Consider the following 19,460-nt stretch of genomic DNA (forward strand, 5'->3'; position numbering starts at 1 on the left):
AAAAGCGGCGGCTCAGTCGTGCCACGCACCGGCATCGCGCAGCAGTTGCCGCGACGACGCGTAACGCAGCGTGCGGCCGACATCGACCGTCAGCGGCCCGCGCCAGTCGAGCGAGATCTCGTAGCGATCGCCGCGCGCGACCTCGATCTCGCGTTCACCGTCGAACGCGAGCGTGCCGCGCTCGAACGGGATCGTCTGCCACGCGCCCGGCTCGAGCCGTTCGCAACTGCGCATCACGACGCGATCGACGCGGCCCGGCGCAATCGGCGCGACGAGCGGCGTGCCGGCCGCCTTGCCTTCGGCCGCGAAACGCATCGCGAGCCCGTGCGGCGCGCTGCGTTCGAGCGGCGCCCACGCGCCGCCGAGCGCGGACAGGCCGATCCCGTCCGGTTCCGCGAACGTCAGGTAGAGCGAATCGATGTCGTCGGACCCCGAGATCGCGCGGGCGCCGATGAAACGCTGGCGTGCGGCGCACACGTCGACGAGCGCGATCTCCTCGCGCCCCGGCTGCGCACCCGCCACGCAGCGCACGACGAGCCGCTTGTTGCGCGTGAACGCGACTTCGGCCGGCACCGCGCCGGTCGCGGCGAGTCCTGCCGCGACGCCCGCGACGGTTGCCTCGCGATGTTCGGGAAACGCGTTGTTGGTGCCGGTGGACAGCGCGACGAGCGGAGTCGCGCCACAGTGCGCGGCCACGGCGCGATGCGTGCCGTCGCCGCCGAGCACGACGATCAGCGCGACTTCCATCCGGTGCAGGTACGCGGCACCGGCCCGTGTATCGGCGACGGTATCGGTGATCGGCAGGTCGACGAATTCGACCTCGGGCCAGCGCTCGTGCGGCGCGACCGCGCGATGCGTGTCGATCGCGCGCAGCAGCAGCGTCGCGATGCCCGTGCGGTCGCGCAGCGTCAGCACGCGCTCGACGCCCATCGCGCCGAGGCCGGCCAGCAGGCGCACGATCATGTTCGCCTTCTCCGCCGTCGGAAACACGGAGGCATGCGTCGTGAGGCGGCGAATGTCGCGCCCCGATGCGGGGTTCGCGATCACGCCGACGGTAACGGGCGTCGTCACGGGTTTGTCTCCATCCAGTTGGCCGGCCCCGGCGCGTTGGTGTACGCCGCAGCCCTGCCTGTCTCGTCCGCTGCCATCGCCGGGCGGCGGATCTTCATCGTCGACGCGACCGCGCCGACCTGCCCGTGATCTCTGCAAGCGGCGTGCCATCGTGCGTGCGATGACCGTGAAACCCGTGTGCACGCTGGCGCGGCGGGAATGTCGACGCCGCCGGTTCGCTGCCGGAGCCACGGCGTGCGCGGCAATTCCCCCCGTTCGTCTCACCCCGTCGATGCGACGAAATGGCCACCGCGACGCCGATGCAAGCGCGCCGTTGCGCCCGCAAACCCCGCGCTGTCGCGGTGCCGCGCGGGCCGCGTCATGCCGGACGATCCGCGCATGCCGCACATGCGCGCGTCTCAGCGACACGAGACAGCGCGCGATACCGGTGAGACGAACGTCTCACGCCCGCCGCGTGCTGCGATGCAATGTGATCCGTCGAACGGGATGTGCTACAAGAACATCGCATTCCTCGCCGTACGGAACCGGAGCCGACCATGCCCTACGCCGTCCCCCAGGCCCAGCACGCCGACCGTGTGCTCGGCGCGCTCGCCGGACGCCTGCCCGCGCCGGCCGAATCCACGCGCCTCGTGTCATCGTGGCAACGGTCGCTCGAGCGCTACCGTCTCGACCCCGCTTCGTCGATCGGCCCGCGCGTGCTGACCGCGGCGGAGCTGCGCGAAGTGCGCGACAAGGAAGAGGCCTTCCTGCGCGCGTCGGGCCAGTGCCTGACGCGGCTGCACGACATGATCCGCGTCGCCGACTACTGCGTGATGCTGACCGACGCGCACGGCGTGACGATCGACTACCGGATCGACCGCGAGCGCCGCAACGACTTCCGCCACGCGGGGCTGCACATCGGCTCGTGCTGGTCGGAAAGCGAGGAAGGCACCTGCGGTGTCGCGAACGTGCTGACCGATCTCGCGCCGATCACCGTGCACAAGACCGATCACTTTCGCGCGGCCTTCACGACGCTCACCTGCAGCGCGGCGCCGATCTTCTCGCCGGGCGGCGAACTGATCGGCGTGCTCGACGCGTCGGCCGTTCAATCGCCCGACGGTCGCGACAGCCAGCGTCTCGTCTATCAGCTCGTGCGGCAGAGCGCGGCACTGATCGAAGACGGCTACTTCGTGCACAGCACCGCGCAGCACTGGATCCTGTTCGGGCATCCGAATCGTCATTACGTCGAAGCGCAACCCGAGTGGCTGATCGCGTTCGACGAATGCGGCAATATCGTCGCCGCGAACCGGCAGGCGCGCGACGCACTGCCGGCGTTGCGCGAACCGCGCCATATCGACGAGATCTTCGATGCGACCGAGATGCCGCTGCGCGATGCCGCGCGGCTCGATGCGATCGTCGCGCTGCGGCTGCGCGCGACCGGCGCGCCGCTCTATGCGCGGCTGCGCGCGCCGCTACGGCGCACCGGCCGCGAGCCCGGCACGGCCTCGCGCCGCCCGGGCACCACGCAACGCCACGTCGGCGCGCTGACGCCGTTCCTGCACAGCAGTGATGCGCATATCGCGCAACAGGCCGAACTCGCGTTGCGGGTCGCGAGCAAGCGGCTGCCGATTCTCGTGCTCGGCGAGACCGGTGCGGGCAAGGAAGTGTTTGCGCGCGCGATCCACGACGCCGGCGCGCGGCGCGCGCGGCCGTTCGTCGCCGTCAACTGCGGCGCACTGCCGGAAGCACTGATCGAGAGTGAATTGTTCGGTTATGCGGCCGGTGCGTTTACCGGCGCACGCAAACACGGCGCGCGCGGCAAGATCGCCCTCGCCGACGGCGGCACGCTGTTCCTCGACGAAATCGGCGACATGCCGCTCGCGCTGCAGACACGCCTGTTGCGCGTGCTCGCCGATGGCGAGGTCGTGCCGCTCGGCAGCGATACGCCCGTGCGCGTCGATCTCGACGTGATCTGCGCGACGCACCGCGATCTCGCGCGCATGGTGGCCGACGGCACGTTCCGCGAGGATCTGTACTACCGGCTGAGCGGCGCGACGTTCGAACTGCCGCCGCTGCGCGCGCGCGCGGACGTGCGCGACGTGATCGCCACCGTGTTCGCCGAGGAGGCGCAGGCAACCGGCCACGTGCTGACACTCGATGCAACGCTCGCGGAACAGCTCGCCGCGTATCCGTGGCCCGGCAACGTCCGGCAGTTGCGCAACGTGCTGCGCTATGCGTGCGCGGTGTGCGACGCCGCGCGCGTGACGCGACAGGATCTGCCGGCCGATATCGCCGCGCAGCTCGGCGGTGCGTCGATCGGCCCCCTGCCTGACGACGAGCGCGGCCGCATCGTCGCCGCGCTCACCGCGCACCGCTGGCGGCCCGACGCCGCCGCGCAGGCGCTCGGCATCTCGCGCGCGACGTTGTACCGGCGCATCGCGAAGCACCGGATTGTCGCGCCGCACCGCGCGTGACGCGCGGGTGCCGACGCGTGCCCCGTCACGCGAGCTGCCCGACCGCGTCGTGCGCGTCGTTCGCGTCGTTTTCCTCTGCGGCCGCTTCGTCGAGCCGCGCGAACACCTCGCGCGCCGCGAACAGCGCGTTGAGCGCGGCCGGGAAACCCGCGTACACGGACATCTGCATGAACACCTCGACGATCTCGTCGCGCGTGCAGCCCACGTTCAGCGCGGCCTCGATATGCACCTTCAACTGCGGCTGCGCGTTGCCGAGCGCGGCCAGTGCCGAGATCGTCGCGATCTCGCGCGCCTTCAGGTCGAGTTGCGGCCGGCTGTAGATGTCGCCGAAGCCGAATTCGACCAGCAGCCGTGCGAAGTCCGGGGCGATCGGCGCAAGCGCCGCGATCACGCGTTCGCCCACCTCCCCGTCGATTTCCTTCAGTTTGTTCCAGCCGCGCGTGTAGCGGTCTTCAACGAGTCGTTCCATGGTGTTCGTCCTGTTCCGATGGGGAGTGAGAGGGTTTTGCCCGTCGTGCCGCATCGCGCTCCTGTGCCTCGTAGTACGCGATCTTGTCGCTGATCACGTCGAGGCTCGCCTGCAGCTCCGCGAGATGCGCGCGCACCGCGTCGCGATGCGTGACCAGCAGGCTGCGCCGCGCACCGAAGGTCGGCTCGCCCTGCGCGCGCAGCGCCGCGAATTCCTGCATCTGCGCGATCGGCATGCCGGTCGCCTTCAGGCGCATCACGAAGGCCAGCCAGTCAAGGTCGGCCGGCGCATAGAGCCGGTGCCCGGCCGCCGTGCGCGAAATCGCACGCAGCAGGCCGGCCTGCTCGTAGTAGCGCAGCGTATGCGTGGACAAGCCGGTCAGCTCGGCGACTTGCCCGATCGTCAGCGGACCGGTGGCGGAAGGTTTGGATACGGTTTTCGACATGGCAGGAACAAGGTTAGGAGTTAGAGTCAACTCTAAGTCAAGCGCTTTTGAACGGCCAGCGCGACGACGACCCACGACACCCCGCGACACCGTAAAGAATGGTCAAAACCGCCGCCCGGCACGGGTTTCGGTCTTTACAGCGCCGCAAGCCTTCAGCAAGATTCGGTCAGCCTGTCTTAAAAAGGGCACGCATTTGTCCTATGCTTAACGGCGACACCCGGCCAAGTCTCGCCCGCCGTCCGTTGCAACAGCCATTCATCCGTCAGAATCAGAACCAGGGAGCCTTTGCCATGCTGAAAAAGCTGCTGATGCTGTTCGTCGCGCTGTCGCTGTCACTCGCCGCAGGCCTTGCCGCGGCCGTCGAAGTCAACACGGCCGACCAGGCCGCGCTCGAATCCGTGAAGGGGCTCGGGCCGGTGAAGTCGAAGGCGATCATCGACGAACGCACCAAGAACGGCCCGTTCAAGGACGCGGACGATCTCGCGAACCGCGTAAAGGGCCTCGGCACGAAGTCGGTCGGCCATCTCGAGGAAAACGGACTGACGATCGGCGGCTCGTCGGCGCCGCCGAAGGGCGTGAAGCTGTCGAAGCCGGCCGCGACCCCGTCGGCAACGACGTCGGCAGGCACCGCGTCGACGTCCACGACCGCAACGGCCGGTACGACGGCCACTGCGCCGGCACCGGCGGCAAGCGCGCCGGACACGGCGGCGAAACCGGCCAAGACCAAGCGCGCGTCGAAGAAGGAAAAGGCCGCCGCGGCCGCAGCGGCATCCGCCGACGCGGGTGCGAGCGCACCGGCCGCCGCGTCGTCGACCAAGGCGACGAAGGGTTCGAAGAAGAAAAACAAGAAGGACAAGGCAGCCTCCGCCGCCGCGGCGTCGGGCGCCTGATGTGCGCCGCGCGCGCGACGGCGTGCGCGCGGCATTCGTTCAACGGGCGTCGTCGTCACGACGCCCTTTTCAGTAAAGGTGAAGCACCATGGGTCTCCTCGACATCGTTGGCGGTCTGCTCGGCGGCCAGGCCGGCGGCAACTCGCAAAGCGCGCTGATCACGACCGCGCTCGAATTCATCAACAACCAGCCGGGCGGCCTGAACGGCCTGATCGAGAAATTCAAGGCAGGCGGCGCCGGCGACATCATCGGCTCGTGGGTCGGCAACGGCGAAAACCAGCCGATCTCGGCAGACACGCTGCAGAACGTGCTCGGCTCCGACGTCGTCGGCTCGCTCGCGAGCAAGGTCGGCATCGATCCGTCGCAGGCTTCGTCGATCCTCGCGCAGGTGCTGCCGCACGTCGTCAACGGCGCGACGCCGAACGGCGAAGTGCCGGCAGGCGGCCAGGTCGATACGTCGAACGTGCTCGGCACGCTCACGCAACTCGCCGGCATGTTCGGCGGCAACAAGCAGGGCTGAGCCCGCACCACGCCGGCTGACGGCCCCGGCGGCGGTTTTGGCCGCCCCATAAGCAAACACCCCGCCGAGGCGGGGTGTTTGTTTTTGCGCGCCCGGCGCGAACCGGGCGGGCAGCCGATGGCAGGCGATCAGTGAACGACGCGGTCGAACACGAACTTGCCGTCGTTGACGTCGACCGGAATCACGTCCTTCGGACCGAAACGGCCAGCGAGGATGAGCTTCGCGACCGGGTTCTCGATCTCCTGCTGGATCGCGCGCTTCAGCGGCCGCGCACCGAACAGCGGATCGTAGCCGACCTTGCCGATCTGTTCGAGCGCCGCCGGCGACACGTCGAGCGCCATGTCGAGCTTCGCGAGCCGGTCGTGCAGGCGGGCGAGCTGGATCTTCGCGATCGACTCGATGTTGCTGCGGTCGAGCGCATGGAACACGACGACGTCGTCGATCCGGTTCAGGAACTCGGGGCGGAAATGCTGCTTCACCTCGAGCCACACCGCGTCCTTGATCTCTTCCTGCGGCGCGCCCGTCATCGCCTGGATCACCTGCGAGCCGAGGTTCGACGTCATCACGATCACCGTGTTCTTGAAGTCGACCGTGCGCCCCTGCCCGTCCGTCATGCGGCCGTCGTCGAGCACCTGCAGCAGCACGTTGAACACGTCCGGATGCGCCTTCTCGATCTCGTCGAGCAGGATCACGCTGTACGGCTTGCGGCGCACGGCTTCCGTCAGGTAGCCGCCTTCCTCGTAGCCGACATAGCCCGGCGGCGCGCCGATCAGCCGCGCGACGCTGTGCTTCTCCATGAACTCGCTCATGTCGATGCGGATCAGATGCTCTTCCGAATCGAACAGGAACGTCGCCAGCGCCTTGCACAGCTCGGTCTTGCCGACACCCGTCGGACCGAGGAACAGGAACGAGCCGTACGGACGGTTCGGATCGGCGAGACCCGCGCGCGAACGGCGGATCGCGTCGGCCACCGCGCTGATCGCCTCATGCTGGCCGACCACGCGCTCGTGCAGCTTTTCCTCGATGTGCAGCAGCTTCTCGCGTTCGCCCTGCATCATCCGCGACACCGGAATCCCGGTCGAACGCGACACGACTTCCGCGATTTCCTCGGCACCGACCTGCGTGCGCAGCAGGCGCGGACGCGTCGGGTTGTGCTGCTCCTGCTCTTCGGCCTGCGTGACCTGCTTCAGCTGCGCCTCGAGCTGCGGCAGCTTGCCGTACTGCAGTTCGGCGACCTTCTCCAGCTTGCCGTCGCGCTGCAGACGCGCGATGTCCGCACGCACCTTCTCGATCTCTTCCTTCAACTGCGCGCTGCCCTGCACCGCGGCCTTCTCGGCGGTCCAGATCTCCTCGAGGTCCGCATATTCGCGGCCGAGGCGCTCGATCTCTTCCTCGATCAGCTGCAGGCGCTTCTGCGATGCTTCGTCCTGCTCCTTCTTCACGGCTTCGCGCTCGATCTTCAGCTGGATCAGCCGGCGGTCGAGCTTGTCCATCTCTTCGGGCTTCGAATCGATTTCCATCTTGATCTTCGAAGCGGCTTCGTCGATCAGGTCGATGGCCTTGTCGGGCAGGAACCGATCGGTGATGTAGCGGTGCGACAGTTCGGCCGCGGCGACGATCGCCGGATCGGTGATGTCGACGCCGTGGTGCAGCTCGTACTTCTCCTGCAGCCCGCGCAGGATCGCGATCGTCGCCTCGACGCTCGGCTCGTCGACGAGCACCTTCTGGAAGCGGCGCTCGAGCGCGGCATCCTTCTCGATGTACTTGCGGTATTCGTCGAGCGTGGTCGCGCCGATGCAGTGCAGCTCGCCGCGCGACAGCGCCGGCTTCAGCATGTTGCCCGCATCCATCGCGCCTTCGGCCTTGCCCGCGCCGACCATCGTGTGGATTTCGTCGATGAAGACGATCGTCTGGCCTTCGTCCTTCGCGATGTCGTTGAGCACCGCCTTCAGGCGCTCCTCGAATTCACCGCGATACTTCGCGCCGGCGAGCAGCGCGGCCATGTCGAGCGACAGCACGCGCTTGCCCTTCAGCGTCTCCGGCACCTCGCCGTTGACGATCCGCTGCGCGAGCCCTTCGACGATCGCGGTCTTGCCGACGCCCGGCTCGCCGATCAGCACCGGGTTGTTCTTGGTGCGGCGCTGCAGGATCTGGATCGAACGGCGGATTTCGTCGTCGCGGCCGATCACCGGGTCGAGCTTGCCCGCACGGGCGCGCTCGGTCAGGTCGACCGTGTACTTCTTCAGCGCCTCGCGCTGGCTTTCCGCATCCTGGCTGTGCACCTGCGAGCCGCCGCGCACCGCGGCGATCGCGGCTTCGAGCGACTTGCGCGTAAGGCCGTGCTGGCGCGCGAGCTTGCCGGCTTCGCCCTTGTCGTCGGACACGGCGAGCAGGAACATCTCGCTCGCGATGAACGTGTCGTTGAGCTTCTGCGCTTCCTTGTCGGCCTGGTTCAGCAGCCCGGCCAGCTCGCGGCCGATCTGAATGTCGCCGCCCGTGCCCGTCACTTGCGGCAGGCGCGAGATCGCTTCGTTCAGCGCGCCTTGCAGCGCCTGGATGTGAACACCCGCGCGTGACATCAGCGAGCGCGCGGAACCGTCCTGCTGCGCGACCAGCGCGGCCAGCACGTGAACGGGTTCGATGTATTGATTGTCGCGGCCGGCCGCAAGGCTTTGCGCGTCAGCGAGTGCTTCCTGGAACTTGGTGGTGAGCTTGTCGATTCTCATTTTGTCGAGACCTCCAATTTTCGATTAACACCAAGATGAGGATGGTTATGCGGCTTTCAAGCGAAATTCGGGTTGATTCAGCGCAAAAATCGATGGATATCCTCGAAGCGGCCCCGGGACGGGCCGCTGCCGGGTCGCAGGGCGCGGCGCTCGCGTATCAGTCGGCCGTCGACGGCGGCTCGACGGACACGGGCGCGTCTTCCGGCAGCGGCGCGGAGGGATGCACGCGCACGACCGGGCGAATGCCGAGCAGCGCCATGAGCGGCGCAGCGGGTTCGACCAGTTCACCGAGCGTGTGACGGTCGAGTTCGGCGAAGAACGCGTCGCGCGCTGCCGCCAGTACGCCCTTCAGCCGACACTGCGGCTCGATCACGCAGCCGCGCGACTCACCTTCGGCCGAAAAGCAGCCGACCAGCGCGAAATCGCTCTCGGTTGCGCGCACGACCTGACCGACGGTCAGTTGCAGCGATTCAGGGAACAGCCTCAGCCCGCCATTGCGGCCGCGAACGGTGTCGACCCATCCCAGCTCGCCGAGCTGCTGCACGACTTTCATCAGATGGTTCTTCGAGATGCCGTAGGCGTCCGAGATCTCCTGGATCGTCGCGAGTCCCTCGCCGCGCACGGCAAGGTAAAGCATCACGCGCAGCGAATAGTCGGTGTAGTCGGTGAGTCTCATGGGTGAATACGGAAGAGATCGATCGTGTCCCATTTACGTGAGCCGGGCCGATCGGGATGCGCACGGGGCCGGTCGACAGCCCTGTTCCGCGGCCCCGGGTTGCCGGGATGGCGCGCGCACAATAAGATGCGTGACATCTACACGTTTTTCAGGGGTCGTTGGTCGCTATTTTGCGTCAAAATCCGGCCGGCGTCCTGCCCGATGCCGGCGCCGCCGCCCCGTCGTTGTCTGTCTCTCCCGGCCCTTTTTTGCCATGACCGCCCTGCCCGCCTCGCCCGAACCCGCACCGGCCCGCCCTCGCGACGCCGAGCCGACCGAAGAAAACATCCGCGATCTCGTCTACGCGTTCTACGACCGCGTGCGCACCGATCCGCTGCTCGGGCCCGTGTTCGACGCAAGGCTGGCCGGCCGCTGGGACGACCACCTGCCGAAGATGGTCACGTTCTGGTCGAGCCTCGTGCTCGGCACCAAGGGCTATCGCGGCAACGTGCAACAGGCGCACCAGCCGCTCGGCGGGATCGAGCCGGCCCATTTCAGCCGCTGGCTGTCGCTGTTCCTGAAGACCGTCGAGGCGCGCTACGCACCGCCCGCGGCGATCCGCTTCATGGAGCCGGCGCTGCGGATCGCACAGAGCCTGCAGTTGAGCCGCTTCGGCTGGGATTACCGGATTCCGCCCGAGCAGCAGGCGCTGCTCGACGCGATCGCACCGCGCCGCCGCGGCGGGGACGACGGGTGCGACGATCCGCACGCGTTGCCGTCGCGTGCCCGCGGCGAGCCGTTTCCGGCGAAGATCATCGGGCGCAGCACCGATCCGGACGCATAACGGGGGTTGCCGTCACGGGTTGCCGTCGCGCGCGGCGCTTGCGTGCTGCGCTACCTTGCCGCACGAGGCCGACGCCGCGCTCAGCGTCGTGTATTGCCCGATTCGATCCCCCAGCGCGCGAGCGCGGCATCGTCGGTGCTGCGCGCGTCGACCCAGCGCTCGCCGTCCGGCGTGGTTTCCTTCTTCCAGAACGGCGCTTCGGTCTTCAGGTAGTCCATCACGAACTCGCACGACGCGAACGCGTCGCCGCGGTGCGACGCAACCGTGGCGACCATCACGATCTGGTCGAGCGGCAGGAGCCTGCCGACGCGATGCACGATCGCGACGTCGATGCCCGGCCAGCGCCGGCCGGCCTCGGCGGCAATCTTCTCGAGCGCCTTCTCGGTCATCCCCGGATAGTGCTCGAGTTCCATCGCGGCAACCGCATCACCTTCGTTCAGATCGCGCACCGTGCCGACGAAGCACGCGACCGCGCCGATCTTCGGGTTGCGCGCACGCAATGCCGCGACCTCGGCGTTCAGGTCGAAGTCGTCGGTCTGGATTCGTACCGTTGCCATTGCCGATGCCTCAACCGCCCGTCACCGGCGGAAAGAACGCCACTTCGCAGCCTTCGGTGAGCCGCGTATCGGGATCGGTCATCTCGTGATTGCACGCCATGCGCAGCGCGCGCCCTTCCGCGAGCGTCTCGGCCCATGCCCCGCCGCGCACGCGCAGCCATGCGCGCACGTCGCCCACGGTCGTGACGCTGTCCGGCACGTCGGCCTGCTCGTCGGCCACACCCAGTGCCTCGCGTACGCTTGCAAAAAATTTCAGCTGAATCTTCATGGTTCGGGAAGCCGTCGCGTTACGACAGCAGTTCGGAAAACGGAATGAAACGCACGGTCTCGCCGGCGCTGATCGCGTGCTGCGGCGGATTGTCGATCAGGCCGTCGCCCCACACCGTCGACGTCAGCACCGCCGAACTCTGGTTCGGGAACAGGTCGAGGCCGCCGGCCGCGTTCACGCGGGCACGCAGGAATTCGTTGCGGCGGTCGCCCTTGCGTTGCGAGAAGTCGGCACGCAGCGACAGCGCGCGCGGCGCGACGTCGCGCACGCCGGACAGGCGCAGCAGGAACGGCCGCACGAACAGCAGGAACGTGACGAAACTCGATACCGGGTTGCCGGGCAGCCCGATGAAGTGCGCATCGGGGCGATCGTCGCCGCGGCGCACCGCGCCGTAGGCAAGCGGCTTGCCGGGCTTCATCGCGATCTGCCACAGCGCGAGCCGCCCTTCGGCCTCGACGGCCGGCTTCACGTGATCCTCGTCGCCGACCGACACGCCGCCGCTCGTCAGGATCACGTCGTGATCGCGCGCGGCCGCGCGCAGCGTGTCGCGCGTCGCAGCGAGCGAATCGGGCACGATCCCGTAGTCGGTCACGTGGCAGCCGAGCCGCTCCAGCAGCCCGCGCAGTGTGAAGCGGTTCGAGTTGTAGATCGCGCCGGGCTTCAGCGGCTCGCCCGGCATCGTCAGTTCGTCGCCGGTGAAGAACACCGCGACGCGAATCCGCCGCGCGACCAGCAACTGCGCGCAGCCGACCGATGCGGCAAGACCGAGCGCCTGCGGCGTGAGCCGCGTGCCGGCCGGCAGGATCACCGAGCCCTGCCGGATATCCGCGCCCTGCGCTGTGATCCATTCACCGGCCTTCGGCGTGTGCAGGATCTCGACCGCATCGCCGTCGGCCGACGCCTGCTCCTGCATCACGACAGCGTCGGCGCCGGGCGGCACCGTCGCGCCGGTGAAGATCCGCGCGGCCGTGCCGGCAACGAGCGGCGCGGCCGGATGGCCCGCCGGAATGCGCTGCGACACCGGCAAACGCCGCTCGCCATGCAGCAGGTCGGCGACGCGCACCGCATAGCCGTCCATCGCGCTCGTATGCATCGGCGGCACGTCGAGCGGCGAGCTCACGTCGGCCGCCAGCACGCGGCCGAGCGCATCGAGCGTGGCGACGGTTTCGACGCCGGGCAACGGCTTCGCGGCATCGAGCAGCGCGGCGAGCGCCTCGGCGGTCGACAGCATCGGCGCGCGCGGCGCCGCGGGATTCGGGTTCGACATCGATGGAATCGGGGATCGTTGGATGCAATACGTCATTGTAGCGACGCCGTCGCGCGGACGCGCGATATGGCGGACATGCGGAAACTGTGATTCGCGCGAACGCGCGGGTCTGGCACTTGTTTCACGCGCGATGCCGGTTTGACCGCAGCCGCGCGGCGCGGCACCGCCAAACGAAACGGCCGGAACCCCGATCCGTTCGACGAATCGGCATTCCGGCCGTCCTGCGCTGCCGGGCCCGCGGCCCGGCCACGCGTCATGCGCCCGTATGGGCGGCGATGAAGTCCTTCACCTGCTGCGCATCGGCCTTCACGACCTCGAAACGTTGCGGCAGCGCCTCGAGCCCGTCGAATGCGGCCGGACGCTCGGCTTCGCGATCGAGCGCCTCGCGAATCGTCTCGCCGAACTTGATCGGCTGTGCGGTCTCGAGCACGACCATCGGCACGCCCGCGTCGAGATGCTCGCGCGCGACCTTCACGCCGTCGGCCGTGTGCGTATCGATCATCGTGTCGTAACGCGAGAACACGTCGCGGATCGTCGCGATGCGGTCCGTGTGGCTGCTGCGGCCCGACACGAAACCGAACTCGGCGACCCGTGCGAAATCGCCGCTCGCCGCGAGATCGAAGCCGCCTTTCTCCTCGACGTCGCGGAACAGCTGCATCACGCGCGCCGGATCGCGGCCGAGCAGGTCGAACACGAAGCGCTCGAAGTTCGATGCCTTCGAGATGTCCATGCTCGGGCTGCTCGTGTGATAGGTGTTCTCGGCGCTGCGCACGCGATACGCGCCCGTGCGGAAGAACTCGTCGAGCACGTCGTTCTCGTTGGTCGCGACCACGAGCTTCGCGATCGGCAGGCCCATCATCCGCGCGATGTGGCCCGCGCAGACGTTGCCGAAGTTGCCCGACGGCACCGTGAACGACACGCGCTCGTCGTTGGACTGCGTCGCCGCGAAGTAGCCCTTGAAGTAGTACACGACCTGCGCGACGACGCGCGCCCAGTTGATCGAGTTGACCGTGCCGATCTTCTGCTGCGCCTTGAACGCGTGATCGTTCGACACCGCCTTCACGATGTCCTGGCAGTCGTCGAACACGCCCTCGACCGCGAGGTTGAAGATGTTCGGATCCTGCAGGCTGAACATCTGGGCCGTCTGGAACGCGCTCATCTTCTTGTGCGGCGACAGCATGAACACGCGCACGCCGGCCTTGCCGCGCATCGCGTATTCGGCCGCGCTGCCCGTGTCGCCGGACGTCGCGCCGAGAATGTTCAGCGTCTGCCCGTGCTTCGCGAGCGTGTACTCGAACAGGCTGCCGAGCAGCTGCATCGCCATGTCCTTGAACGCGAGCGTCGGGCCGTTCGACAGTTCCAGCAGCGACAGCGCCGCGCCGTTCTCGGTGCCGAGCGTCTTCAGCGGCGTGATGTCGGACGCGTTCTCGCCATGGCGCGTGTTGCGGTACACGTCGGCCGTGTACGTGCGGCGCGTGATCGCGCGCAGGTCGTCGGCCGGCACGTCGTCGCAGAACTTCGACAGGATCTCGAACGCGAGATCCGCATACGACAGCGTGCGCCAGCGCGCGAGCTCGTCGGCCGACACCTTCGGATATTCGGACGGCAGGTACAGCCCGCCGTCCTTCGCGAGGCCGCCGAGCAGGATGTCGGAGAACGTGTGGCGCTCGCCGATGCCGGCGCCGCGCGTGGAGATGTAGTTCATGTCGCCTTCCGTCCTCAGTTCAGCGCTTCCATGCGCAGCTTCGTTACCTTCGAGACCACCGTCGAGAGGCTCTCGATCTGCGCGATCGCCGCGTTGACGTTCTTCTCGACCGTCTCGTGCGTGATCAGGATGATGTCGGTCTCGCCGTTCGCGCCGTCGATCTGCTCCGATTCCTTCTGCAGCAGCGCGTCGATCGAGATGCCCGATGCGGCGAGGATGCGCGTGATGTCGGCCAGCACGCCCGTCTGGTCGGCGACGCGCAGGCGCAGGTAGTAGCCGCTCGTCACTTCCTCGATCGGCAGGATCGGCGTGTTCGACAGGCTGTCCGGCTGGAACGCGAGATGCGGCACGCGATGCTCCGGGTCCGCCGTGTGCAGGCGCGTGACGTCGACGAGATCCGCGACCACGGCCGACGCGGTCGGCTCCGCGCCCGCGCCCTTGCCGTAATACAGCGTCGTGCCGACCGCGTCGCCGTGCACGACGACCGCGTTCATCGCGCCCTCGACGTTCGCGAGCAGGCGCTTTTCCGGGATCAGCGTCGGGTGCACGCGCAGCTCGATGCCGTTTGCGGCGCGGCGCGCGATGCCGAGCAGCTTGATCCGGTAGCCGAGCTCTTCCGCGTAGCGGATGTCGGTCGCGTCGAGCTTGCTGATGCCTTCGACGTATGCGCGGTCGAACTGCACCGGCACGCCGAACGCGATCGCGCTCATGATCGTCGCCTTGTGCGCGGCGTCGACGCCTTCGATGTCGAAGGTCGGATCGGCTTCCGCGTAGCCGAGCTCCTGCGCGGCCTTCAGCGCGGTCGCGAAGTCGAGCCCGCGATCGCGCATTTCCGACAGGATGTAGTTGGTCGTGCCGTTGATGATGCCCGCGATGTACTGGATGCGGTTCGCGGTCAGGCCTTCGCGCAGCGCCTTGATGATCGGGATGCCGCCGGCGACGGCCGCCTCGAACGCGACCATCACGCCCTTCGCGCGCGCGGCCTCGAAGATCTCGGTGCCGTGCACCGCGAGCAGCGCCTTGTTGGCCGTCACGACATGCTTGCCGTTCGCGATCGCGCGCAGCACGAGGTCGCGCGCGATGCCGGTGCCGCCGATCATCTCGGCGACGATCGCGATCGACGGATCATCGACGACCGCGTTGAAATCGTCGGTGATCTGCGCAGCGCCGGCGTCGCCGCCGAGCGCAGCCAGCGCCTTGGCCGGGTTGCGCACCGCAATGCGCGTCACCTCGATGCCGCGCCCCGCGCGTCGCTTGATTTCTTCCTGGTTGCGGCCCAGCACCGTGAAGGTGCCGCTGCCCACCGTGCCGAAGCCCAACAGGCCAACTTTGATCGGTTCCATGCTGCGTGTGATCGATGAGTAAGAAGTAGTGAGTACCGTGTGGCCCTGCCGCTCAGGCCGAATGGCGCTTGCGGTAGCCGTCGAGGAAGCGTGCGATCCGGTTGATCGAATCGGTCAGGTCGTCGAGGTTCGGCAGGAAGACCACGCGGAAGTGGTCCGGCGTCGTCCAGTTGAAGCCCGTGCCCTGCACGAGCAGTACGCGCTCCTCGAGCAACAGGTCGAGAATGAACTGCTGGTCGTTCTGGATCGGATAAAGCTTCGGGTCGAGGCGCGGGAACATGTACAGCGCGGCCTGCGGCTTCACGCAGGTCACGCCAGGGATCGACGTGAGCATGTCGTACGCGAGTTCGCGCTGCTTGTACAGGCGCCCGCTCGGCACGATCAGCTCGTTGATGCTCTGGTAGCCGCCGAGCGCCGTCTGGATCGCGAACTGCCCGGGCACGTTCGCGCACAGGCGCATCGACGACAGGATGCCGAGCCCCTCGAGGTAATCCTTCGCGCGCCGGCGGTTGTCGCCGCCGAGGCCCGACACGGCCATCCAGCCCGCGCGGTAGCCGCACGAACGATAGCTCTTCGACAGGCTGTTGAACGTGACGGTGATCACGTCCTCCGACAGCGAACCCAGCGCCGTGTGCTCGAGGCCGTCGTAGACGATCTTGTCGTACACCTCGTCGGCGAACACGATCAGCCCGTGCTGGCGCGCGATCTCGAGCAGTTCGAGCAGCAATTCGTCCGAATAAAGCGCGCCCGTCGGGTTGTTCGGGTTGATCACGACGATCGCCTTCGTGTTCGGCGTGATCTTGCGGCGGATGTCGTCGAGATCGGGCATCCATGCGTTCTGCTCGTCGCAGATGTAATGCACCGGCGTGCCGCCCGACAGGCTGACCGCCGCCGTCCACAGCGGGTAGTCGGGCGCGGGCAGCAGCACTTCGTCGCCGTCGTTCAGGAGCGCCTGGGTCGCCATCACGATCAGCTCGGACGCGCCGTTGCCGATGTAGATGTCGTCGAGGCCGACGCCCACGACGCCCTTTTCCTGCGTGTAGTGCATCACCGCCTTGCGCGCCGAGAACACGCCCTTCGAATCCGAATAGCCGGACGACGTCGGCAGGTTGCGGATCATGTCCTGGATGATCTCGTCCGGTGCATCGAAACCGAACGGCGCGAGGTTGCCGATGTTCAGCTTGATGATGCGGTGGCCTTCTTCCTCGAGGCGCTTCGCGTGCTCGAGCACCGGGCCACGGATGTCGTAGCAGACGTTGAGCAGCTTGTTCGACTTCTGAATCGGTTTCACGACGACACGGTTCCTGGGTTGGCCTTGCGGCCGGGGGGACGGGATCAAAACTGGAAAGCGGCCGGTCTGTGCGCGCTGTCTAGACTGGGGAAAAGCGGGCGGTCGGGCGCGGCTTGTGGCGACGCGCGACGCAAGTGGCGCCCGGGGGCGACCAAAAAGTTATAATTTAGCGGATTTTGGCCGACTTTCGCAATGCACCATAGCCGCGCCGGGCCCACGCCGTCAGGCGTCCCGCGTGCCCGGGCAAGCGAAACCGGCCTTCCGGGCCCCCTGTGGCCCTGCAACACATTCCCCTTCGGAACCGCGGAATACCGACTTGAAACTGCACCAGGACGCGAGCGGCGCGCTCAACACCGTCACCGGCTACGGCCCCGATTATGTCGACGTCAATCTCGAACGCCATGAAACGAGCGTCATCGTGCTGCCCGGCGCGCCGGTCCAGACGTGGCCCGTGTCGTCGTTCGATGCGCTCGCGCCCGAGCATTTCGCGATGCTGCTCGAACCGACCCCCGAACTCGTGATCTTCGGCAGCGGCGCACGGCTGCGCTTCCCGCACCCGCGCCTCGTCGCGGCGCTCACGGCCAAGCGGATCGGCGTCGAGACGATGGATTTCCAGGCGGCCTGCCGCACCTACAACATCCTGATGGCCGAAGGCCGCAAAGTCGCCGCCGCGCTCTTAATTGAACGTTAATCCGCGATGCGGTAAAACTCGGGCCGGCGCAGCGGGTCGATCCCCCGGATCGGCCCGGCCAGGCCGCCCGCCCCCGGCGCAACCCGCCGGCGGCCCGTCACAACAACCAACAGGCTGAAAATCCATGAACGATACGCCGTCGAGGCTACCGCTCAACCGCATCACGCTCGTCCTCCTCGTCGTCGCGCTCGCGATCGTCTGGTTCGCGCCGCTCGGGCTGCGCCACCTGATCCCGAGCGACGAAGGCCGCTACGCGGAAATGGCGCGCGAGATGTTCGTCACCGGCGACTGGATCACGCCGCGCTACAACGGCTACAAGTATTTCGAGAAGCCGCCGCTGCAGACCTGGCTGAACGCGCTCACGTTCGCGTGGTTCGGCATCGGCGAATGGCAGGCGCGCCTCTACACGGCCGTCGCGAGCTTCGCCGGCGTGCTGCTGGTCGGCTTCACGGGCGCGCGCCTGTTCAACCCGCTGTCGGGCTTCCTCGCCGCCGTCGCGCTCGCGGCGTCGCCGTACTGGAACCTGATGGGCCACTTCAACGCGCTCGACATGGGCCTTGCGTTCTGGATGGCACTGTCGCTGTGCTCGCTGCTGCTCGCGCAACGGCCCGGGCTGCGCCCGGCCGCGGCACGCGGCTGGATGTGGGCGTGCTGGGCCGCGATGGCGTTCGCGGTGCTGTCGAAGGGCCTCGTCGGCCTGATCCTGCCCGGCGCCGTGCTCGTGCTCTATACGTTGATCGCGCGCGACTGGGCGCTCTGGAAGCGCCTGTACCTGGTGAGCGGCCTCGTGATCTTCTTCGCGATCGTCACGCCTTGGTTCGTACTCGTCCAGCAGCGCAACCCCGAGTTCTTCAACTTCTTCTTCATCGTCCAGCAGTTCCGCCGGTACCTGACCCCGGAACAGAACCGCCCGGGCCCGCTCTATTACTTCGTGCCCGTGCTGCTGGTCGGCTTCCTGCCGTGGCTGTCGGTTGCGTGGCAGAGCATCCGCCATGCGCTGCGGATGCCGCGCCAGCCGAACGGCTTCTCGCCGATGCTCGTGCTGCTGATCTGGAGCGCATTCATCTTCCTGTTCTTCAGCGCGTCGCATTCGAAGCTGATCTCGTACGTGCTGCCGGTCGCGCCGGCGCTCGCGCTGATCATCGGCGCGTACCTGCCGCTGATGACCGCCGACCGGTTCCGCCGCCACCTGCTCGGCTACCTCGTGTTCTTCGTCGCCGCGGCGTTCGGGATCATCTTCCTCGCGTACCAGGGCGATGCCCGCACGCCGAACGCGCTGTACCGCGCGTTCCAGATGTGGCTGTACGCGGGCCTCGCGGTCGCCGCCGCGCTGACGCTCGGGGCCGCCTGGCTGAACCGCCGCACGGGCGTCGCCGCCGCGCTTGCCGCGTTCGGCGCCGCGTGGCTCGCCTTCGGCACGATCGGCGGCACGGGGCACGACGAGTTCGGCCGCTACAGCTCGGGCGCGCTGCTCGCACCGACGGTGCGCGCCGAGCTGGCGAAACTGCCGCCCGACACGCCGTTCTACTCGATCGAGATGCTCGATCACACGTTCCCGTTCTACATGGGCCATACGACGATCATGGTCCAGCGCCAGGACGAGCTCGCGTTCGGCATCTCGATGGAGCCCAACAAGTGGATTCCGACCGTCGACGAATGGATCACGCGCTGGAAGCAGGAAACCCATGCGCTCGCGATCATGCCGCCGGGCCAGTACGACGCCCTGGTCAAGCAAGGCGTGCCGATGCGCGTGATCGCGCGCGACAACCGTCGCGTGATCGTCGAGAAACCGCAATCGTAAGGACGCCCATCGCATGAATCCCGTTTCGCTCGTCTGCATCGTCACCGGCGTGATGCTCAACGCCGTTGCGCAACTGCTGCTGAAGGCCGGCGTCAACGCCGTCGGGCACTTCGAGTTCAGCCGTGCGAACATCATCCCGGTCGGGCTGAAGATCGCCACCCAGCTGCCGATCATCGGCGGCCTCGGCTGCTACGTGCTGAGCGTCGTGGTCTGGATCCTCGGGCTGTCGCGGGTCGACGTGTCGATCGCGTACCCGATGCTGTCGCTCGGCTACGTCGTCAACGCTTTCGCGGCCTGGTACCTGTTCGGCGAGGTGCTGTCGATCCAGCGGCTCGTCGGCATCGGCATCATCCTGATCGGCGTGCTGGTGCTCGCGCGAAGCTGAGCACGCTCCGCCGCGTTAAGCGTCCGCCTACAAAAAATCACGGTGCGTTTCCGCCAACCGGTGTTTAATGCCGGTTTCG

Annotated in this window: 18 protein-coding genes; 7 read left to right on the top strand and 11 right to left on the bottom strand. The window is 67.6% G+C overall.

What is annotated here, in order from left to right:
* Window positions 1-12: 12 nt before the first annotated feature.
* Complete coding sequence (locus AB3K92_RS32410) at window positions 13-1,071, bottom strand: ATP-NAD kinase family protein (RefSeq protein ID WP_369466582.1); 1,059 nt, start codon at window positions 1,069-1,071, stop codon at window positions 13-15.
* 536 nt (window positions 1,072-1,607) lie between these two features.
* On the opposite strand from AB3K92_RS32410, the gene AB3K92_RS32415 reads away from it, so the two are divergent.
* Window positions 1,608-3,524, top strand: a complete 1,917-nt coding sequence (locus AB3K92_RS32415) for a sigma-54-dependent Fis family transcriptional regulator (RefSeq protein WP_369466583.1) — start codon at window positions 1,608-1,610, stop codon at window positions 3,522-3,524.
* A gap of 25 nt (window positions 3,525-3,549) precedes the next feature.
* Here the strand turns inward: AB3K92_RS32415 and AB3K92_RS32420 are convergent, their stop codons facing one another.
* Together AB3K92_RS32420 and AB3K92_RS32425 are read right to left on the bottom strand one after the other, a co-directional pair.
* The gene (locus tag AB3K92_RS32420) at window positions 3,550-3,993 is read right to left on the bottom strand and encodes a carboxymuconolactone decarboxylase family protein (RefSeq protein WP_048021065.1); all 444 of its coding nucleotides are present in this window, start codon (window positions 3,991-3,993) and stop codon (window positions 3,550-3,552) included.
* Complete coding sequence (locus AB3K92_RS32425) at window positions 3,977-4,438, bottom strand: MerR family transcriptional regulator (RefSeq protein ID WP_021156495.1); 462 nt, start codon at window positions 4,436-4,438, stop codon at window positions 3,977-3,979. Before AB3K92_RS32425 ends, AB3K92_RS32420 begins: the two co-directional genes overlap by 17 nt.
* Before the next feature lie 290 nt (window positions 4,439-4,728).
* Here AB3K92_RS32425 and AB3K92_RS32430 point away from each other — a divergent pair, with 290 nt between their 5' ends.
* Window positions 4,729-5,328, top strand: coding sequence for a ComEA family DNA-binding protein (locus AB3K92_RS32430; RefSeq protein WP_369466584.1), 600 nt, complete (start codon window positions 4,729-4,731; stop codon window positions 5,326-5,328).
* Between the two features lie 88 nt (window positions 5,329-5,416).
* Window positions 5,417-5,848, top strand: coding sequence for a YidB family protein (locus AB3K92_RS32435; protein ID WP_021156497.1), 432 nt, complete (start codon window positions 5,417-5,419; stop codon window positions 5,846-5,848).
* A 128-nt stretch (window positions 5,849-5,976) separates the two neighbouring features.
* Here the strand turns inward: AB3K92_RS32435 and clpB are convergent, their stop codons facing one another.
* Together clpB and AB3K92_RS32445 are read right to left on the bottom strand one after the other, a co-directional pair.
* A complete protein-coding gene (clpB, locus tag AB3K92_RS32440; RefSeq protein ID WP_059862141.1) occupies window positions 5,977-8,574 on the bottom strand; it encodes an ATP-dependent chaperone ClpB in 2,598 nt (865 codons plus the stop codon).
* 157 nt (window positions 8,575-8,731) lie between these two features.
* Window positions 8,732-9,250, bottom strand: coding sequence for an Rrf2 family transcriptional regulator (locus AB3K92_RS32445; RefSeq protein ID WP_059553301.1), 519 nt, complete (start codon window positions 9,248-9,250; stop codon window positions 8,732-8,734).
* Window positions 9,251-9,503: 253 nt separating this feature from the next.
* Between AB3K92_RS32445 and AB3K92_RS32450 the strand changes: the two genes are divergently transcribed.
* Complete coding sequence (locus AB3K92_RS32450; protein WP_369466585.1) at window positions 9,504-10,073, top strand: group III truncated hemoglobin; 570 nt, start codon at window positions 9,504-9,506, stop codon at window positions 10,071-10,073.
* Between the two features lie 80 nt (window positions 10,074-10,153).
* Here the strand turns inward: AB3K92_RS32450 and AB3K92_RS32455 are convergent, their stop codons facing one another.
* From AB3K92_RS32455 to AB3K92_RS32480, 6 genes are all read right to left on the bottom strand, one after another.
* On the bottom strand, window positions 10,154-10,630 hold the full coding sequence (locus AB3K92_RS32455) for a molybdenum cofactor biosynthesis protein MoaE (RefSeq protein WP_021156501.1): 477 nt from the start codon (window positions 10,628-10,630) through the stop codon (window positions 10,154-10,156).
* A 10-nt stretch (window positions 10,631-10,640) separates the two neighbouring features.
* On the bottom strand, window positions 10,641-10,898 hold the full coding sequence (moaD, locus tag AB3K92_RS32460) for a molybdopterin converting factor subunit 1 (RefSeq protein ID WP_011352296.1): 258 nt from the start codon (window positions 10,896-10,898) through the stop codon (window positions 10,641-10,643).
* 19 nt (window positions 10,899-10,917) lie between these two features.
* Window positions 10,918-12,165, bottom strand: a complete 1,248-nt coding sequence (glp, locus tag AB3K92_RS32465; protein ID WP_048021055.1) for a gephyrin-like molybdotransferase Glp — start codon at window positions 12,163-12,165, stop codon at window positions 10,918-10,920.
* Window positions 12,166-12,418: 253 nt separating this feature from the next.
* Window positions 12,419-13,870 (bottom strand): threonine synthase, encoded by a 1,452-nt coding sequence (gene thrC / locus AB3K92_RS32470; protein ID WP_059494224.1) that lies wholly within the window; start codon window positions 13,868-13,870, stop codon window positions 12,419-12,421.
* Window positions 13,871-13,884: 14 nt separating this feature from the next.
* Window positions 13,885-15,213 carry a homoserine dehydrogenase gene (locus AB3K92_RS32475; RefSeq protein ID WP_021156505.1) on the bottom strand — a complete coding sequence of 443 codons (1,329 nt, stop codon included), beginning with the start codon at window positions 15,211-15,213 and terminating at the stop codon, window positions 13,885-13,887.
* Between the two features lie 52 nt (window positions 15,214-15,265).
* Window positions 15,266-16,504 (bottom strand): pyridoxal phosphate-dependent aminotransferase, encoded by a 1,239-nt coding sequence (locus tag AB3K92_RS32480; protein WP_021156506.1) that lies wholly within the window; start codon window positions 16,502-16,504, stop codon window positions 15,266-15,268.
* 316 nt (window positions 16,505-16,820) lie between these two features.
* On the opposite strand from AB3K92_RS32480, the gene AB3K92_RS32485 reads away from it, so the two are divergent.
* The 3 genes from AB3K92_RS32485 (at window position 16,821) to AB3K92_RS32495 (ending at window position 19,381) form a co-directional block, all read left to right on the top strand.
* On the top strand, window positions 16,821-17,195 hold the full coding sequence (locus tag AB3K92_RS32485; protein ID WP_021156508.1) for an Mth938-like domain-containing protein: 375 nt from the start codon (window positions 16,821-16,823) through the stop codon (window positions 17,193-17,195).
* A 124-nt stretch (window positions 17,196-17,319) separates the two neighbouring features.
* Window positions 17,320-18,996 carry a glycosyltransferase family 39 protein gene (locus AB3K92_RS32490; protein WP_059553294.1) on the top strand — a complete coding sequence of 559 codons (1,677 nt, stop codon included), beginning with the start codon at window positions 17,320-17,322 and terminating at the stop codon, window positions 18,994-18,996.
* 13 nt (window positions 18,997-19,009) lie between these two features.
* Entirely contained in the window at window positions 19,010-19,381 is a 372-nt protein-coding gene (locus AB3K92_RS32495) for an EamA family transporter (RefSeq protein ID WP_021156511.1), read from the top strand.
* Window positions 19,382-19,460: the final 79 nt, after the last annotated feature.

It is taken from the genome of Burkholderia sp. Bmkn7 (assembly GCF_041103175.1).
GTDB classification, from domain to species: domain Bacteria; phylum Pseudomonadota; class Gammaproteobacteria; order Burkholderiales; family Burkholderiaceae; genus Burkholderia; species Burkholderia cepacia.

Coding starts and splice junctions, on each gene's coding strand:
- AB3K92_RS32430 (WP_369466584.1), top strand. CDS start 4,729: ATGCTGAAAAAGCTGCTGATGCTGTTCGTCGCGCTGTCGCTGTCACTC.
- AB3K92_RS32495 (WP_021156511.1), top strand. CDS start 19,010: ATGAATCCCGTTTCGCTCGTCTGCATCGTCACCGGCGTGATGCTCAAC.
- AB3K92_RS32455 (WP_021156501.1), bottom strand. CDS start 10,630: ATGGCAACGGTACGAATCCAGACCGACGACTTCGACCTGAACGCCGAG.
- moaD (WP_011352296.1), bottom strand. CDS start 10,898: ATGAAGATTCAGCTGAAATTTTTTGCAAGCGTACGCGAGGCACTGGGT.
- AB3K92_RS32420 (WP_048021065.1), bottom strand. CDS start 3,993: ATGGAACGACTCGTTGAAGACCGCTACACGCGCGGCTGGAACAAACTG.
- AB3K92_RS32425 (WP_021156495.1), bottom strand. CDS start 4,438: ATGTCGAAAACCGTATCCAAACCTTCCGCCACCGGTCCGCTGACGATC.
- AB3K92_RS32435 (WP_021156497.1), top strand. CDS start 5,417: ATGGGTCTCCTCGACATCGTTGGCGGTCTGCTCGGCGGCCAGGCCGGC.
- glp (WP_048021055.1), bottom strand. CDS start 12,165: ATGTCGAACCCGAATCCCGCGGCGCCGCGCGCGCCGATGCTGTCGACC.
- thrC (WP_059494224.1), bottom strand. CDS start 13,870: ATGAACTACATCTCCACGCGCGGCGCCGGCATCGGCGAGCGCCACACG.
- clpB (WP_059862141.1), bottom strand. CDS start 8,574: ATGAGAATCGACAAGCTCACCACCAAGTTCCAGGAAGCACTCGCTGAC.
- AB3K92_RS32450 (WP_369466585.1), top strand. CDS start 9,504: ATGACCGCCCTGCCCGCCTCGCCCGAACCCGCACCGGCCCGCCCTCGC.
- AB3K92_RS32415 (WP_369466583.1), top strand. CDS start 1,608: ATGCCCTACGCCGTCCCCCAGGCCCAGCACGCCGACCGTGTGCTCGGC.
- AB3K92_RS32490 (WP_059553294.1), top strand. CDS start 17,320: ATGAACGATACGCCGTCGAGGCTACCGCTCAACCGCATCACGCTCGTC.
- AB3K92_RS32445 (WP_059553301.1), bottom strand. CDS start 9,250: ATGAGACTCACCGACTACACCGACTATTCGCTGCGCGTGATGCTTTAC.
- AB3K92_RS32475 (WP_021156505.1), bottom strand. CDS start 15,213: ATGGAACCGATCAAAGTTGGCCTGTTGGGCTTCGGCACGGTGGGCAGC.